Origin of the sequence: Sulfuricurvum kujiense DSM 16994 (genome assembly GCF_000183725.1) — a bacterium.
Taxonomy (GTDB): domain Bacteria; phylum Campylobacterota; class Campylobacteria; order Campylobacterales; family Sulfurimonadaceae; genus Sulfuricurvum; species Sulfuricurvum kujiense.
The window spans coordinates 1,838,311-1,854,587 of the sequence record NC_014762.1 but is presented as its reverse complement, the minus strand read 5'-3'; the positions used below and the strand labels follow the sequence as shown (position 1 = coordinate 1,854,587).

Here is a 16,277-nt window from a genome sequence, read left to right as displayed (position 1 = left end):
ATATTTTATTGTTCGGTGCTTTTTTCGTAGAAATAGTTGGTGGCTTCGACGAACCCTTCGACGCTTCCGCAGTCAAATCGTTTTCCTTTGAACTTATAAGCTAAGACCATCCCTTTTTGAGCCTGTGTCATCAGCGCATCGGTAATTTGTATCTCTCCCCCTTTACCGGCAGGGGTATTTTCGATAATCCCGAAAATATCGGGTGTGAGGATATAGCGCCCGATGATGGCGAGATTACTCGGTGCATTGGCCGGATCAGGCTTCTCAACCATATTTGAAATCATGTAGACACCGTCTTCGATCTCTTTTCCTTCGATAATGCCGTAGCGGTTTGTATGGCTCGGATCAATCTCTTCTATGGCGACGATCGAGCATTTGTATTTGTTAAATAGTTCGACCATTTGGGAAAGAACCCCTCCGTCACTGTTTCCGTCGCACAAATCATCGGCCAAAATAACGGCAAAAGGTTCATTTCCGATTAATGTCTCTCCGGTCAATATCGCATGACCAAGCCCTTTCATTTCGTTTTGGCGCGTGTACGAAAACGTACATTGATCGATAAGGGAACGGATTTCGGTGAGATAATGCTCTTTGTCGGAACCTTTGATCTGATGTTCAAGTTCGTAACTGACATCAAAATGATCTTCCAATGCTCTTTTCCCCCGTCCCGTAACGATGGCCATCGTGTGCATTCCCGCTTCTACAGCCTCTTCAACGCCGTATTGGATTAAAGGCTTGGTGAGGACCGGGAGCATCTCTTTAGGCATCGCTTTGGTTGCCGGTAAAAAGCGGGTACCGTACCCGGCAGCAGGGAAAAGACACTTTTTGATCATTGAGACTCCTTGATAATGAACGATATTTTATCACAATTGTTTGTCGGGATGCTTCCATCCAATGTTCGAAGAAAGAATATGACGGAGTTAGCATGGAATCTTTCCTCAAATGAGGAAAAGATTCGGTTAGAAAGGGATTTAGCACAGATTATCGCAATAGGTGTCCGACAAATTTGGACATATTCCCCAGAATCTTGCCACCGCGTCTAAATCCTAAGCCGCAGGCTTCGTAGGCGAAGAAAACACCCGCCTGATAGCTGTTGCCGTGTGTGTCTTTCGGAAATTCGACGTATTCTTGATAAATAGGTTTGAAGTTGCCGTACGGGCCGTCATTAGCTTCGACAGTATTGCCTGAAGCATCAAGAATACGGACATTGGCACCTTCGCGTCCGAACATCCGTTTCTCGACCTGCTGGATCCCTTGGAGTGGTTCATACGAGGTTTTTAGCAGATACGGTGAATCCGGGAAAAGGTCGCAGAGGATTTTCATCATCCCCTTGGATTGAAAGAGGAGGGTATAGGCGGGATTGAGTATAATCGCACGCTGATTTTCCATAATACTCGTCAGCATGGTAGAGAGTTCAGGCTCTTCGATGGCGATATCTTCCCACGGAAAGAGTTTGAACCAATACTCATACGGTGTGTCCTTGGAGTCATAAATCCCCTCTTCATCGAACTTAACCCCTCCGAGCGGTTCAAATCCCGTTTCAAATCCCGCATCGATCGCCATTTGCTGAAGAAGTCTTACCGTTTGTTCCTCTTCGATGTTTCCGCTGATTGAACTGAACAGTATTTTCCACCCCTCATAGAGCGATTCGAATTTCTCCGTATCGTCAAAGAGGGTAATGAGACGGCGAAAGTTTTCGCTGATCGCTTCATAAACCGTGTTGAATTGGCGCTCTTCGTCCATACCGTTATGTTTTAATAATGCCCATTGCAAAATAGCGGTTTCGAAAAGAGCCGTCGGGGTATCGGCATTAAATTCGATCAGTTTGATCGGAGCACCGCCGATTCCGCCTGCGAGATCAAACCGTCCGTAAAGGTGCCAGTGAACGTCGTTTTCCCAGCTTTTTTTGATCGGTTCTATAAGATTAAACGGAATGCCGAGATCGAAAAAAAGATTGTTATCGATGACATGCTGTGCTGCCGTTGCGTACATATCGTAGAGTTCATTGACCGCTTCGTAGTAAGCTTCGGCTTCAGCGTCACTGACGATGACCAATTCGTCGGCGATGTACTTGCTTTGATCGTTGTCGGTATGCCAGGCAAAACCGAATTGCTCCAGCGTTTTGTCATCGATAGGTTTGATAGGTTGAAGCGATACCATATTCATCCTCCGTAACTGCTGCTAGAACTTGTACTTTTAGAGGCGGAATTTCCGAAGAAACTTTTCTTTTGGCTATTTGAAGTCGCCGAGTTGCTTCCCCCTGAAGCCGAACGATGATAGGCTGAGCGATTAGAGGTATCTTGGTGTCTTTGAACATTTTTGTTGTTCATTAACGCATTTCCGATCATATTGCCTAGCAATGCTCCCCCAGCTGCAGCGAGGATCGTACCGGCCAATCCCATCCCCTCACCTTGAGGTTCGGCGTTGAGTTCAGATTTTCCTTCTTCCATTTTTTTATACTCTTGGTCGGCGAGTGCTTTCATCTCCGCTTCGCTCATTACCCGCTCAGTTACCGTACCGTTTTCATCTGTCTCTTTGATAATCGCACGGCTTGGCCCAGATGTTGGCATCTCTTCAACAATAACGTATTTTCCGTTGCTGAGCTGTTCAACGACCAGAAATTTATTTTGCCCTTCGGCTTGTTCTGCCGGTTTTTCTTCGGGGGCACTTTGGCATCCGCTGAGGGCGCTCAGTACCGCAAGACCCATTGTTCCTACCATAATTTGTTTTGCTGAGATAAAATGTTTCATAGATTGGCTCCTATCGTAATTGTTTTATTTTTGAGGGTGTTAAGCGAAATATTTTTGAGGCGCTTTTTTCGCTCAATCCTCGGTAATCTTCAATAATCAGATCGCTGAATGCTTGGCAAAAGGTTTCATCGTAGTTTTTTCCGCTCTCATTGGCAGAGGTAGAATAAAGCCAACCGTACTTTTTGATCAATCGTGAGTGATTCGGCTCATCCACATAACGGAATGCCTGATCTTTGACGATAAAGGTCGTTTTTCGGGCGTAGCGTACACGACGTTTGTGAATCGGCGGGATACGGATGTCCTTGCGAAGCATTTTGAAATCGGCATAGACTTTTAAGAAAGGTTTAGCGGTGTCCCGCATTTTGATCTGCTGTAGCCGCTGCGGACTCTGCGAGAGAAAACCGACGGTAGTGTCGGTTTGTGCGAGGATGACTTGTTCCATCCGCTTAGGAAATCAGGTAGTCTTGAAGAGCGTGAGGTTCCATCCAACTGTCATCGTGCATATGCCCCATCGCTTCGATTGCCGCGCGAGCCGCACTGAGCGTAGTGAAATACGGAGTTCCCATACGCAATACGATTTGGCGGATCTGTTCGGCGTCTTTTTTCGATGTTTTGTTATCGGAGGTATTGATCGCCAACGATATCTCGCCGTTTTTCATGACGTCTTCGATGTTTGGACGACCCTCTGAAATTTTGAGTACCGCTTCACACGGGATTCCTGCATCTTCGATCACTTTTTGGGTGCCGCGCGTCGCAACGAGTTTAAATCCGTGATTATGCAATCCGCGTGCGATTTCCGGAGCATGAACTTTGTCCATCTCGATGAACGAGAGGAAGCAGGTTCCCGATGTCGGGATTTTATTCCCCGCAGCCAACTGGCTTTTAGCGAAGCTGACACCGAAGTTTTGGCTGATACCCATAACTTCACCGGTCGATTTCATCTCAGGAGAGAGAACCAAATCGGCACCGTAGAGTTTATTGAACGGGAATACCGCCTCTTTGATCGCAACGTGCCCTTTGAGACGCGGTTTCAATAGTCCGTCTGCTTCCATAACGATATTGTAGTTATCATAGAAGGCAAGTGCGCTTCGCAGGCTGTCTCCGAGCATAACGCGGGTAGCGACTTTGGCCAGCGGCATACCGGTTGCTTTAGAAACAAACGGTACGGTACGGGATGCGCGAGGGTTGACTTCGATCAAATAAACTTCGTTTTGGTAGATTGCGTATTGGATATTCAAGAGCCCGATAACACCGAGACCCAAAGCGATTTTTTTCGTTTGCTGCTCTACTTGGGCTTGAATCTCGGCACTGAGACTTACCGGAGGGAGCGAACACGCACTGTCACCCGAGTGGATTCCCGCCTCTTCGATATGCTGCATAACCGAACCGATGTAAACCTCTTTGCCGTCCGATATCGCATCGACATCGAGCTCAACCGCTTGATCGAGGAATTTGTCGACAAGAACCGGAGAGTCGTTGCTCACCGATACGGCAACGTCCATATAGGTGCGAAGTTCGTCTTCGTTATAAACGATACGCATTGCACGTCCGCCCAAAACGTATGACGGGCGGACTAGTACGGGATAACCGAGCTTTTCTGCGATCTCGAATGCACCCTCTTTGGTCATTGAAAGACCGTTTTCAGGCTGTTTCAACCCTTGTTCTATGACGAAAGCCGAGAATTTTTCACGGTTTTCGGCCAAGTCGATCACTTCTGCCGAGGTTCCTGCGATTTTAGCACCGATGGCATGAAGGCCGTTTGCCAGTTTAAGAGGGGTTTGTCCCCCGAAGTGTACGATGATCCCATCAGGCTGTTCCGCTTCGACGATGGAGCGGACGTGTTCGAAATCGATCGGTTCGAAATAAAGGACGTCAGAGGTATCGTAGTCGGTAGAGACCGTTTCCGGGTTACAGTTGACCATGATCGTCTCGATTCCCATCTCTTTGAGTGCGAATGAAGCGTGAACACAGCAGTAGTCAAACTCGATCCCCTGACCGATACGGTTTGGTCCGCCGCCGAGAATCATCACTTTTTTCTTATCGCTAAGGCGCGGTGCTTGAAGTCCGAGGCGGCTGATATTGGTTGTTGAGTAAAGATACGGAGTAAGAGAACCGAACTCTGCCGCACAGGTATCGACTTCGTTGTACTCGAATGCGATTCCGAGAGCTTTTCGGGCATTATAGACATCGTTTTCTTTTGTGTTGCCGCCGATCAGACGGGCGATATTTTTATCGGAGAACCCTTCGGTTTTAAGGCGGCGAAGCTGTGCTTCGTCACTGAGTGTCGCGAGAGTGATCGTTTTTTCCTGAGCGATAATCTCTTCGATTTGGGTCAGGAACCACGGATCGATTTTAGAGAGTTCGAAAATCTCCTCTTTCGAAAGACCCATACGGAAACCTTGTCCGACGTAGAGGATGCGTTCCGCATTCGGACGGCGAATTTCATGTTTGACGAATTCGAGATCGCCGTCGATCGGGTCAAAACCGCTGAGTCCTGTTTCGAGTGAACAGAGCGCTTTTTGAACGGACTCTTTGAACGTTCTTCCGATCGCCATCGCTTCACCGACCGATTTCATGCTGGTGGTGAGGGTTGATTCCGCTTCCGGGAATTTTTCAAACGTAAAGCGCGGCACTTTGGTCACGATGTAGTCGATAACCGGTTCAAACGCCGCAGGAGTTCCGGTAATGTCGTTGGTGATTTCATCGAGGGTAAAACCTACCGCAAGCAACGTTGCCACTTTGGCGATCGGGTAGCCGGTCGCTTTGGAAGCCAATGCCGATGAACGCGATACTCGCGGGTTCATCTCGATAACGATCATACGTCCTGTTTTCGGATTGACGGAAAACTGTACGTTTGATCCTCCGGTATCGACGCCGATTTCTCGCAAGATTGCAAACGATGCGTCACGCATACGTTGATACTCTTTGTCTGTGAGGGTGAGGGCAGGGGCAACGGTGATAGAATCTCCCGTATGGACACCCATAGGATCGAAGTTTTCGATGGAGCAGACGATGATACAGTTATCGTTTCTATCACGGATGACCTCCATCTCGTACTCTTTCCATCCCAGAAGCGACTCTTCGATCAGGATTTCGGTAATCGGAGATTCGTCAAGCCCGCGTTGAGCGAGAAGTTTGAACTCATCGATATTGTAAGCGACACCGCTTCCTCCTCCGGCAAGGGTATACGATGCACGGATGATGATCGGGAATCCGATCGCTTCGGCCGCTGCCATCGCTTCATCCATATTATAAGCGTAACGGGAGATCGGAAGGTCCATTCCGATTTTAACCATACACTCTTTGAAAGCCTGACGGTCTTCCCCTTTTTTAATGGCACTCGGATTGGCACCGAGAAATTCAATCCCCTCGAGCATTCCGAGTTCATGCATTTTCATCGCGGCGTTAAGGGCGGTTTGTCCCCCCATAGTAGGCAAGATGGCGTCTACTTTCTCTTTTTTGATGATTTCGGCGATGATTTCGGGCTTGATCGGTTCGATGTAGGTTCGATCGGCAAATTCGGGGTCGGTCATAATCGTTGCCGGATTCGAGTTAATCAAAACTACACGGTAGCCAAGCTCTTTGAGCGTTTTAACCGCTTGTGTTCCTGAGTAGTCAAATTCACAGGCTTGACCGATGACGATCGGGCCTGATCCGATGAGTAATATCGTTTTGATGTCGTCGCGTTTTGGCATTGAGACCCCTCGTCATAAAAATTTTATTATTATAGACGAGAAGCACTTAAAATCCGATTACAACGTTTATCTCACCTTCGTTATAACATGAAAATAGGCGGGGTTTTTGCCGTAAAAATAAGGTTCGATGACGGCACTTTGATAGCCGCTGGCTTTTGTGAACGAAACGACTTTTCCGACTTTAAGACCCGACATAAAGATACGGTCAAGTCCGGATGTCTGTACTTCATCTCCCACGGCAATCGGAATCCATGTCGGAATAAACTCAACGATCAATTGGCGTCCGTTATTTCCCCGAACGATTCCCGGTGCCATAGAGGCTCCGATATTGACGGCGTATGAGCTTTTGACGTCTCCGTTTAGAAGCGCTAAAGGATGGTTGTTTTTAGAGACGACAATGCCTGCCGCATAACCTCGGTACAAAAGTCCGTATACCTTTTTAGGGTCAAAATTCTCCATTTCGATCCACACACGATGGGGGTCGCCGAAACGGACGTAAGAGAGGGTACGGACCAGAGCAGTATCCGGCATCGTTTTAAACGTGCTGTTGTACTCGAGCAGAAGTTTTTGATATTCATCGGCAACCTGATGAAGATTTAACAACTCTTTTTCGTAATAGCGGTTTTTGTCGCGCAGATCGATGATCATAGCCTGTTGGTAGAAGTGTTCATCAATGGCATGCTGAATGTGTTCGACGCTGTTAAGATACGATGATTTTATCGAATGGGTAAGCCATATGATAGGTGATTGCAAGAAGTTGGTAAAATAGAGTGCTCCGCCTACCAAAAGGGTAAGCAGTGCAGCAACGGTTAAAGATTGTTTATTCATTATCGAAGAGTTCGTGGAGTTGATCGATCTCTTCTAGTGCACGGCCGGTTCCGCGTGCAACACACAATAGCGGCTCATCGGCGACGTAAACCGGAATTTTGATGATTTCAGAGAGGTATTTGTCAAGTTGACGGATGAGTGCTCCCCCTCCGGTAAGGATTACACCGTTATTGACGATGTCCCCTGCCAAATCCGGCGGCATGTTTTCAAGGACGTCACGGAGCGCTTCGAGAATCTCTTTTAGCGGTTCGCGCATCGCTTCGCGGGCATCTTCGCTGGTGAGTTCGATAGACGTGAGAAGACCTTCGACCTGGTCACGCCCGTTAATGATCATTTTCAGCTCTTGCGCCAACGGCATTGCCGTACCGATATTGATTTTGATATCTTCGGCGATGCGCTCACCGATCAAAAGGTTGTATTTGCGTTTGATGTAATCCATGATGGCACGGTCGATTTTATCTCCCGCAACACGGATGGAGCGGCAAAGAACGAGTCCTCCGAGTGAAATAACACCGATTTCGGTGGTACCCCCTCCGATATCGACAATGATATTTCCTTTCGGTTCGCGGATATCGATTCCCGCTCCGATTGCCGCCGCCATCGGCTCATCGATCAGATACACTTCGCGTGCTCCGGCACTCATAGCCGATTCACGGACCGCTTTACGCTCAACCTGTGTCAATCCGTACGGGATACAGATAATGATACGAGGGCTGATAAGTGACGTACGGCCGTGCGCTTTTTCAATAAATTTTCGGATCATTTTTTCGGTCATATCGAAATCGGCGATAACTCCGTCTCTCATCGGGCGGATCGCTTTAATATTGCCCGGTGTTTTTCCGACCATCTCTTTAGCTTCGCGGCCTACGGCAAGAACGCGCTGCTGACCGTATTTTTCTGTTTTAACGGCAACTACGGAAGGCTCATTAATGATGATCCCTTTCCCTTTTGAAATGACAAGGGTATTAGCTGTCCCTAAATCGATAGAGAGATCGTTTGAGAACATTCCGATAAGTTTATTAAATAGCATTGACTCTCCTATGCGCTTTTCTTAGTTGATTTTTTAATATAGACGGGCGGAACGTTGTCCTCGACTACCTCTTTGGTAATGAGTACTTCATAGCCGCTGTATTCCGGCAGCTCATACATCGTATCTCCCATGGTCTCTTCCATGATGGCGCGAAGTCCGCGTGCTCCCGTTTTACGTGCCAGCGCTTTGGCGGCAATCGCATTCAGTGCCTCTTTGTCAAATGTGAGCTCGACGTCATCGATGGCAAAAAGTTTCGTATACTGTTTAACGAGAGAATTTTTCGGCTCGGTAAGGATACGGACCATCTCCTCTTCGCTGATTTTATTCAACGATGCGATGATCGGCAAACGTCCGATCAGCTCAGGTATTAAACCGTAGCTGACCAAATCGTCCGGTTCGACGTTTTCAAAGCTGTCATCGATATCGCTGCTGCTTCGTTTATCATGCCCGAAGCCCATGACGTTGGAACCTTTTTTACGCTCTAAAATCTGTCCGAGACCGTCAAACGCACCGCCGCAGATAAAGAGGATACCGGAGGTATCGATTTGGATGAAGTCTTGGTTAGGGTGCTTGCGCCCCCCTTTTGGAGGGATATTGACGACAGCCCCTTCGATGATTTTAAGCAATGCCTGCTGTACCCCTTCACCCGATACGTCACGGGTGATAGAGCGGTTTTCGCTCATACGGGAGATTTTATCGATTTCATCGATAAAAACGATCCCCTGCTGCGCCCGCTCGACATCTCCGTCCGCCGCTTGGAGGAGTTTTGTCAGGATGTTTTCGACATCTTCGCCGACGTATCCCGCTTCGGTGAGGCTGGTCGCATCGGCGATCGCGATAGGGACGTTCAATACCCGGGCAATGGTTTGAGCCATAAGCGTTTTACCGCTTCCGGTCGGTCCGATAAGGAGCACGTTTGATTTGGCGATTTCGGTTTCATCTTCGACGACGGTGTGTTTAAAAATACGTTTGTAGTGATTATAAACCGCAACGGAGAGGAGTTTGCGAGCCCGGTCTTGTCCGATAATGTATTGTCCCAAAAAGGTGTTCAGCTCTTTAGGGGTTAAAAGTTCGGCATTTTTGTGTTCAACGGCAGCCGTCCCTTCCCCTTCCGAATCGCCGAACATGATTTTGTAGGCGGAGAAGACACAGTTTTTACAAATATAGACATTTGTGCCGGCAATAAGCGGATTGTGATCGCTTTCCTGAGCGTCGCAGAAGCTGCAATGACGATGAATCATGATTGATTCCTTTCATACGGGATACCCCGTTTGGTATTGACAATAAAGGTGCAAAGATTTTTAACAAAATCGCTCGTTGTCTCTTCAAGCAAAGCGCTCGCCTGCTCTTGGAGAGGCTTGCCCGATTCGAAAAGATCGCGGTAGGCCGAACGGAGCGCATCGATATCGCTTCGATCCAGATGACGGCGCAATCCGTTGAGATTGAGTCCGCGAAGTACCGCACGGTTCCCCTCCGCCAAACAATACGGCGGAACATCCTGAGAGAGTGCCGAAGCCCCTGCGATCATAGCGAAATCGCCGATTTTGACGAACTGATGTACCGGAGTCATGCCGCCGATAACGGCATGGTTCCCCATCTCGACATGTCCCGCCAATGTCGCTGCGTTGGCAAGGATACAGTTGTTTCCGATAATAACGTCGTGTCCGAGATGAACGTATCCCATGAAAAGATTGTCGTTCCCGACGACGGTTTTACCGCCGCCGCCGGCCGTTCCCGGATTAAAAAGGGTGAATTCCCGGATTTTATTACGGTCTCCGATGATCAGTTCGACCTCTTCACCGGCGTATTTCAGATCCTGCGGCACCGAACCGAGTACGGCATGCGAAAAAATATCATTGTATTCGCCGATCGTCGTATTGCCGTAAATACACGTGCCCTGCGCGATTTTTGTCCCTTTTCCGATTTTCGCCTTACCTGAGATAAAGCAAAACGCTCCGATTTCGACGTCGGGACCGATGATGGCACCTTCTTCGATGATAGCGTGTGGTGAAATCAAGCTCATACGACCTACTTGTCCACGATCATGGCTTTAAGTTCGGCTTCACTGACAAGGACATCATCAACATACGCTTTTCCCTCTAGCACCCAAATCGACCCTTTGTGTTTGACCACATTCATTCGGTATTCAAGGCGATCCCCGGGGCGGACGGGAGCGCGGAATTTGGCCCCGTCGATACTCATAAAATAAACGACTTTATGAGCCGCTTCTTCTTCGGTCATGTCCATACTCTGAAATGCCAAGATACCGCCGGCTTGCGCCATTCCCTCTAAGATCATTACACCCGGATAGATCGGATGGCCCGGGAAATGGCCCTCAAAAATCTGTTCGCCGATGGTAACGTTTTTGAATCCGACAAGTGATTCGTTCGGAGTGAGGGAAGTGACACGGTCAACGAGTAAAAACGGGAATCTGTGAGGTAAAATTTTTTGAATTTGAACGACATCAATCATACTGTTTAGCACCTTGGGTAAAAAATCGCCCAATTTTACCGCAAAAATTGTTAATTATTGATAATGAGTTTTTTTACGGTGTTAAATACTAGGTTTTGAGTGCATGTTTTACCAGCAGATTGGCGACTTCGAAACTGGCATCGACAAACTCCAGTTCCGGCAAATCCCTCATATTTTTTCGCTCTTCGACACTGTCGATTTTGACAATGATGTTGGCGTTGTGGTCATAGTTGAGTACCGCCTCGCTGATGAGGCGTCGGTTTTGTTCGCTGCTCATCGTAATGACGATCGCTTTGGCCTCTTTGACCATCAAGGACTCTAAAACGGGGAGTTTGTTTAAGTGGCCGAAGTAGGCCATATAGCCGAGTTTTCTGGCGTGCAAAACGTGTTTTAGGTTATCGGAGATGATAATGAAGTTTGCCCCCTGCGACTGCAATGAAGCGGCGACGATTTTGCCGAGCATCGCAAACCCCGCGACAATAATATGGTCTTTTCGCTCGATAGGGGTAATGACGTCTGATTCATAAAACTCTTTTTCAAAATAAGAGGAGAGTTTATAGATGTTTCCGATGATAAAGGGGGTAAGAATCATCGAAATGACGCTGACGAGAATCAAAAAGCTTGCCATCTCTTCGCTGATCAGTTTCTGCGCCCCCGCCAAAGCAAAAACGGCAAACGAGAACTCTCCGATCTGTGCAAGGGAGAGGGCCGTTTTCGCCGAGGTGTTTTTATCGGAATTGCGTCGGATGATCGCATAGATGACCACCGCTTTGAAAAGCATCGCAAAGATAAATACAAAGGTGATAATATGGATATTCTGGGCAAAAAATAGCATATCGATTTTTGTCCCTACCCCGAAGAAAAAGGTCCCCAGCAAAAGGTCTTTATAGGACGAAATATCAGATTCGACTTTGACGTTGTAGCGGGTGTCGGCGATGATCATCCCCGCGATAAACGCCCCCAAAGAGTAGGTAAAACCCATCGAGTGGGCAAGGAGCGAAGCACCGATCAAAATGGAAAAGACCGAGCCTAAAAAGAGCTCTTCAAGTTCCGTTTTTGCCGAAAACTGCAATAGGGCATTGACGATTTTTTCCCCGATGGTAAACATAAACACGACGACAAAAATAGCGGAAAGAAAGGTTTTTAAAAGGATTTCGCCGATCGAAGCGCTGTCGTTGGATAAAAAGGTGATTAAGAGGAGAATCGGGATGACGGCAAGGTCTTGAAAGATCAAAATCCCCATCGATTTTTGCCCGTACGGGGTATGGATGTCTTTGGAATCTTTGAGATAGGTGAGGACGATCGCCGTCGATGAGAGGGAAAACGCCAGCGAGATAATCAACGAGGTGTTAAAGTCAAGAGCGAAAAGATAATAGGATAGGATAAAGATCACCACGACGCTGAAGAGAACCTGCAAAGCTCCGTTGGTGAGGAGAATCTCTTTCATCTTTTTGATTTTCTCCAGACTCAGTTCTAGCCCGATGGTGAACATCAAAAATACGATACCGAATTCGCCGATAAGGTTGAGCGAGTCGATCCCCGCTCCGTTAAACCCGAAAAGGTAGCTGATGATGGTTCCGGTCGCAATGTAACCCAATATATGCGAGACGCCGAACCGCTTTAGGATGATGTTGAGTACCGTGGCGATGGCAACGGTCAAAAAGATTGATAATAATAAGTTTTCCATACTAGACATTATAGTGCAAGGTCTGTGCCAAGGGTGGTTAAAAAGTAGGCGGTAAGAGAGTTATTCTGAAATTATGAGCTGTTCTTTGGTATCGTCGTAGGTTTTGGTTTCTAACAGAAGGGTAATTTTTGCGGTCGGTATTTCATCTACGACGATAATCGCCGACGTGTTAAACGCTGATCCCGTGAAACGGGCACGCAGCGATATCTCGGAGCCGACGGAAATAGGATTAAACATCAGCTCTTTTACATTTTTATACGATGATGAGGTGAGGGTATTAAATGTATCCAGTGTGATAAAGCGTACCTCGTCACGGTTGAGAAAATGTTGCTCTCCGATGCAAAATTCGATAGACCCCTGTGTCTGCGTACGATTGGTCGTCGAGTAGAAAAGGGGATAAGAGGGGATGATAGTATCGCCGGCTTTGAGCAATGAGCGCATTAAACGGTAGTTTAAAAAACGCTCTTTGACAATACGGTAGGGCGTATTTGATTCTTCCAGCGTATTGCGCAGATGGTAGAGTTCTAAACGCTCTTCGATGGAAGCGGGGAGAATTTGGCGGGAGAGGGGGGAGAACATCTCATCCATCAATCGGTGTTGCTGGTCACGCTGCATGGAGAGGCCGTAAATACAGCCGCAGTAGTCCTGACGGTAGAGCTGCTGTTCTTTGCTCACACGGGCCTGATCGGCGGTTCCGCCGTTTTTACGGTAATCAAACGCGATAAATTCGACGCCGTGGGAGGCGTGAAACGCATCGCCGCTTTTTTTGAGCTGCTCTTGCGATTTGAGAGGGCTGACGAGTAATGTCGTTGTCATCGATTTCTCGCCCAGTTCGAGTGCTTTATGCGCACTCACTTCGAAACGTTTGTCGAAACACACCTCGCAGCGCGACCCTTTTTCCGGCTCCTTCTCTAATCCGCGGACGGCATCCATCCAGTTTTCGAAATCATAAGGCCCTTCTATCAGCTCAATGCCCAGTTTTTTGCAGCTGCGTTCCACGTCTAAAAGGCGCAATCGGTATTCGCTGTAAGGGTGGATATTGGGATCATAGAAGAACCCGACGAGTTTTTCGTCGGGGAATTCCTGCTGCAGTTTCTCCATAAAGAAATGGGAATCGACGCTGCAGCAGATGTGTACCAACATGGTAAAAGCCTTTGATTTAGGTATTTTAGAAGTGCGGTTCACTGCACGTGGGCTCTCCGCCGAGGAGAACACAGTGTTAACGCAGGCTAATGGGCTTTGCTCATTTGCCGTGTTTTATTAATCTCTTGAAGCTAAGATTTCAACAGATTCGATAGTGTCGCGCATAGCGATAGAATCAAGAACCGCCATTGACTCAGCATCATCCGCTTCGATACCGCCGAATACAGTATGAACGCCGTCAAGGTGAGGACAGCTTACGAAACAGATAAAGAATTGGCTTCCACCTGTGTTAGGGCCGGCATGCGCCATAGAGAGAGCTCCTTTAACGTGACGGTGGGTATTGAGTGCCGTTTCACACGGAATCGCCCAACCCGGTCCGCCGGTACCTGTACCGTGAGGACACCCGCCCTGAGCCATGAATCCCGGAATAACGCGGTGGAAGTTAAGGCCGTTGTAGTATCCGTCGTTTACGAGTGCAGCGAAGTTGGCTACGGTATTTGGGGTTTCATCGTTATACAGTTTAATCCACATAACCCCTTTAGCGGTTGTCATTTTCGCCCATTGGTAGCTTGCCATCTCTTCGGCAGTAGGGGTGTAGGTTTTAAGTTCTTTTCGTCCGAACATGTTTGTGAATCCTTGAGGGAATTTTTTGAAATTATAGTGGATTTATCTTAAGAGGCTTGGATGAACTTGTTATAATGCACGCAATTAATTTATGTAAAGCGGGAAGAGCATGGGAGATTGGTTTAGTCGCAGATGGTCACAAATCAGTCTGAATCAAGTCAATTTTTATACGATTGTTTTTATTTTGCTTTTTACGGTCGTTTTTGCCTCTTTGCTGATATTTGACGAGTATAAGGGATTTGAGAAAACGGTTCATCTTGAAATATTGGTGAATGACGATATCAATGTAAGCAAGCCGGCGGCGTTGAGCCATGATGCGATGAAGGGACGATTGATTAAAATCGTCTTGGAAATTTCGACATTGGCGTTGATATTATTCGGATTTATCGTCGGAATCTCTAAGATTGTCAACAGTATGATCGCTCAGGATATCGAGAGGTTTCTGAAATTTTTTGAATCGCTGCATGATAAGACAAAACCGATTGAGATGGATGAACTCTATTTCGGTGAATTTCGGCGGATGGCCGGATATGCCAATGAGATGGCGCTAACGCTCGAAGAGCAAAAAGAGTCGCTGCAGCAGCTCAATGCAAGTCTTGAAGAGAGGGTGCGCTACAAAACACAGGCGCTTCAAATCAAAAATGACGCTCTGGAAAAAGAGCAGAAATTTTCACAGGAGCTTCTCGAATCACATAAACAGTTTATCCGCTATGCCATTCATGAGACCCATACGCCCCTCTCGGTGATTATGGCCAATATCGAACTTTTTTCGATGAATGAGGGGCGTAACCGCTATCTTGCCAAGATCGAAGCGGCGGTCAAAAATATTTTCAGTATATATGATGATTTGAGCTATCTGGTCAAAAAAGATCAGATCGAGTATCCGCAGCGCCCTATCGATATGGGAGAATATGTCGAAAAGCGGCTTGAATTTTTTGATGAGGTAGCCCAGTTTTCGAATCTCAGTTTCGACTTTGCCAAACCGGAGTTTCCTGCATGGATCATGTTTAACGAGACGAAGCTGCAGCGTGTGATCGATAATAACATCACGAATGCGATCAAATATACCAAAAGCGGCGAAGTGATCCATGTCGGAGTGGAATGCGATACACAAAAGTGCCTTTTTTGGGTCGAGAGCAGGTCGCAAAAAATTCATGACGAGCAAAAGATTTTTGAGGCATACTATCGGGAACGGAAAAAAACAGACGGTTTCGGGTTGGGGCTGAGTCTGGTGAAATCGATTTGCGATGAAGACGGAGTGGAAATCAAAATCAGTTCGGACAATTTGTCGACACGTTTTGAATATCATTTTATAAAGGGGAACGGTGAAAATACTTCTGCTTGAAGACGAACAGATGCTCAGCGAAGCGATACATGAATATCTGTTGTCGCTGGGTCATCGTGTCGAGCTGTTTTTTGACGGTGCAGAAGCATTGGATGCGCTGAAAAAAGAGACGTTCGATCTGCTGATACTTGATATTAACGTTCCTGGTATCGACGGATTGGATTTACTTGAACAGCTGCATGCACTAAAAATACGTCCTCCAGCCATCTATATCAGTGCATTGGTCGATATCGAAGGGATCAGTCGAGCGTATGACCTAGGGTGCTACGATTATCTTAAAAAACCGTTTCATCTTAAAGAGCTCGCACTCCGTATCGATAAAGTGATGCAAAGCTGTGCTATTCCCCAAAATCATCTCCGTCTTTCAAAAAGTTACGGTTACGACGCATCGACATCGACCTTGATGTGTGATAACGTAACACAAACCCTTACTAAGCGGCAGCTTCAGATTATTGATCTTTTAGCGCGCAATCGAGGCAGAGTGGTCGATTTCGACCAGTTTCGTGCCTATGTATGGGACGAAGAATACGTAGATAACGCGACTATACGGGCTGAAGTGAGCCGATTTAAAAAATCTCTCAAAGAAGATTTCATCCAAAATATCCGCGCATTAGGTTACATGATCGATATTCCACGTACTCAGTAAGTTACTTTTTTACACATCTCTCTCTTTTCTTTTCACTTTCTGACGATAATTTTTTCT

15 protein-coding genes are annotated in these 16,277 nt (G+C 47.1%); 2 read left to right on the top strand and 13 right to left on the bottom strand.

Going from position 1 to position 16,277, the window contains the following annotated elements:
* Positions 1 to 5: 5 nt before the first annotated feature.
* The 13 genes from galU to SULKU_RS09215 form a co-directional block, all read right to left on the bottom strand.
* Positions 6 to 833: a UTP--glucose-1-phosphate uridylyltransferase GalU gene (galU, locus tag SULKU_RS09275; protein ID WP_013460706.1), complete on the bottom strand. Its 828-nt coding sequence runs from the start codon at positions 831 to 833 to the stop codon at positions 6 to 8.
* Between the two features lie 148 nt (positions 834 to 981).
* Positions 982 to 2,160, bottom strand: coding sequence for a glutathionylspermidine synthase family protein (locus SULKU_RS09270; RefSeq protein ID WP_013460705.1), 1,179 nt, complete (start codon positions 2,158 to 2,160; stop codon positions 982 to 984).
* Positions 2,161 to 2,162: 2 nt separating this feature from the next.
* Positions 2,163 to 2,750 (bottom strand): Cj0371 family chemotaxis-regulating polar lipoprotein, encoded by a 588-nt coding sequence (locus SULKU_RS09265; RefSeq protein WP_013460704.1) that lies wholly within the window; start codon positions 2,748 to 2,750, stop codon positions 2,163 to 2,165.
* A 10-nt stretch (positions 2,751 to 2,760) separates the two neighbouring features.
* Entirely contained in the window at positions 2,761 to 3,192 is a 432-nt protein-coding gene (locus tag SULKU_RS09260) for a Sua5/YciO/YrdC/YwlC family protein (RefSeq protein ID WP_013460703.1), read from the bottom strand.
* A 4-nt stretch (positions 3,193 to 3,196) separates the two neighbouring features.
* Positions 3,197 to 6,445 carry a carbamoyl-phosphate synthase large subunit gene (gene carB, locus SULKU_RS09255; RefSeq protein WP_013460702.1) on the bottom strand — a complete coding sequence of 1,083 codons (3,249 nt, stop codon included), beginning with the start codon at positions 6,443 to 6,445 and terminating at the stop codon, positions 3,197 to 3,199.
* A gap of 66 nt (positions 6,446 to 6,511) precedes the next feature.
* A complete protein-coding gene (gene mreC / locus SULKU_RS09250) occupies positions 6,512 to 7,273 on the bottom strand; it encodes a rod shape-determining protein MreC (protein ID WP_013460701.1) in 762 nt (253 codons plus the stop codon).
* On the bottom strand, positions 7,266 to 8,303 hold the full coding sequence (locus tag SULKU_RS09245) for a rod shape-determining protein (protein WP_013460700.1): 1,038 nt from the start codon (positions 8,301 to 8,303) through the stop codon (positions 7,266 to 7,268). Before SULKU_RS09245 ends, mreC begins: the two co-directional genes overlap by 8 nt.
* 8 nt (positions 8,304 to 8,311) lie before the next feature.
* On the bottom strand, positions 8,312 to 9,544 hold the full coding sequence (gene clpX / locus SULKU_RS09240) for an ATP-dependent Clp protease ATP-binding subunit ClpX (RefSeq protein ID WP_013460699.1): 1,233 nt from the start codon (positions 9,542 to 9,544) through the stop codon (positions 8,312 to 8,314).
* Positions 9,541 to 10,326 (bottom strand): acyl-ACP--UDP-N-acetylglucosamine O-acyltransferase, encoded by a 786-nt coding sequence (gene lpxA, locus SULKU_RS09235; protein ID WP_013460698.1) that lies wholly within the window; start codon positions 10,324 to 10,326, stop codon positions 9,541 to 9,543. The genes clpX and lpxA overlap by 4 nt, the downstream gene beginning before the upstream one ends.
* A 5-nt stretch (positions 10,327 to 10,331) precedes the next feature.
* Positions 10,332 to 10,775 carry a 3-hydroxyacyl-ACP dehydratase FabZ gene (gene fabZ, locus SULKU_RS09230; RefSeq protein WP_013460697.1) on the bottom strand — a complete coding sequence of 148 codons (444 nt, stop codon included), beginning with the start codon at positions 10,773 to 10,775 and terminating at the stop codon, positions 10,332 to 10,334.
* An 88-nt stretch (positions 10,776 to 10,863) separates the two neighbouring features.
* Positions 10,864 to 12,462, bottom strand: a complete 1,599-nt coding sequence (locus SULKU_RS09225; RefSeq protein ID WP_041666793.1) for a cation:proton antiporter domain-containing protein — start codon at positions 12,460 to 12,462, stop codon at positions 10,864 to 10,866.
* A gap of 60 nt (positions 12,463 to 12,522) precedes the next feature.
* Positions 12,523 to 13,605 (bottom strand): epoxyqueuosine reductase QueH, encoded by a 1,083-nt coding sequence (locus SULKU_RS09220; protein ID WP_013460695.1) that lies wholly within the window; start codon positions 13,603 to 13,605, stop codon positions 12,523 to 12,525.
* 117 nt (positions 13,606 to 13,722) lie between these two features.
* The gene (locus SULKU_RS09215; protein ID WP_013460694.1) at positions 13,723 to 14,229 is read right to left on the bottom strand and encodes a peptidylprolyl isomerase; all 507 of its coding nucleotides are present in this window, start codon (positions 14,227 to 14,229) and stop codon (positions 13,723 to 13,725) included.
* Positions 14,230 to 14,338: 109 nt separating this feature from the next.
* On the opposite strand from SULKU_RS09215, the gene SULKU_RS09210 reads away from it, so the two are divergent.
* Entirely contained in the window at positions 14,339 to 15,574 is a 1,236-nt protein-coding gene (locus SULKU_RS09210) for a sensor histidine kinase (protein ID WP_013460693.1), read from the top strand.
* Positions 15,555 to 16,220 carry a response regulator transcription factor gene (locus tag SULKU_RS09205; RefSeq protein ID WP_013460692.1) on the top strand — a complete coding sequence of 222 codons (666 nt, stop codon included), beginning with the start codon at positions 15,555 to 15,557 and terminating at the stop codon, positions 16,218 to 16,220. The genes SULKU_RS09210 and SULKU_RS09205 overlap by 20 nt, the downstream gene beginning before the upstream one ends.
* The last annotated feature ends 57 nt before the right edge of the window (positions 16,221 to 16,277 follow it).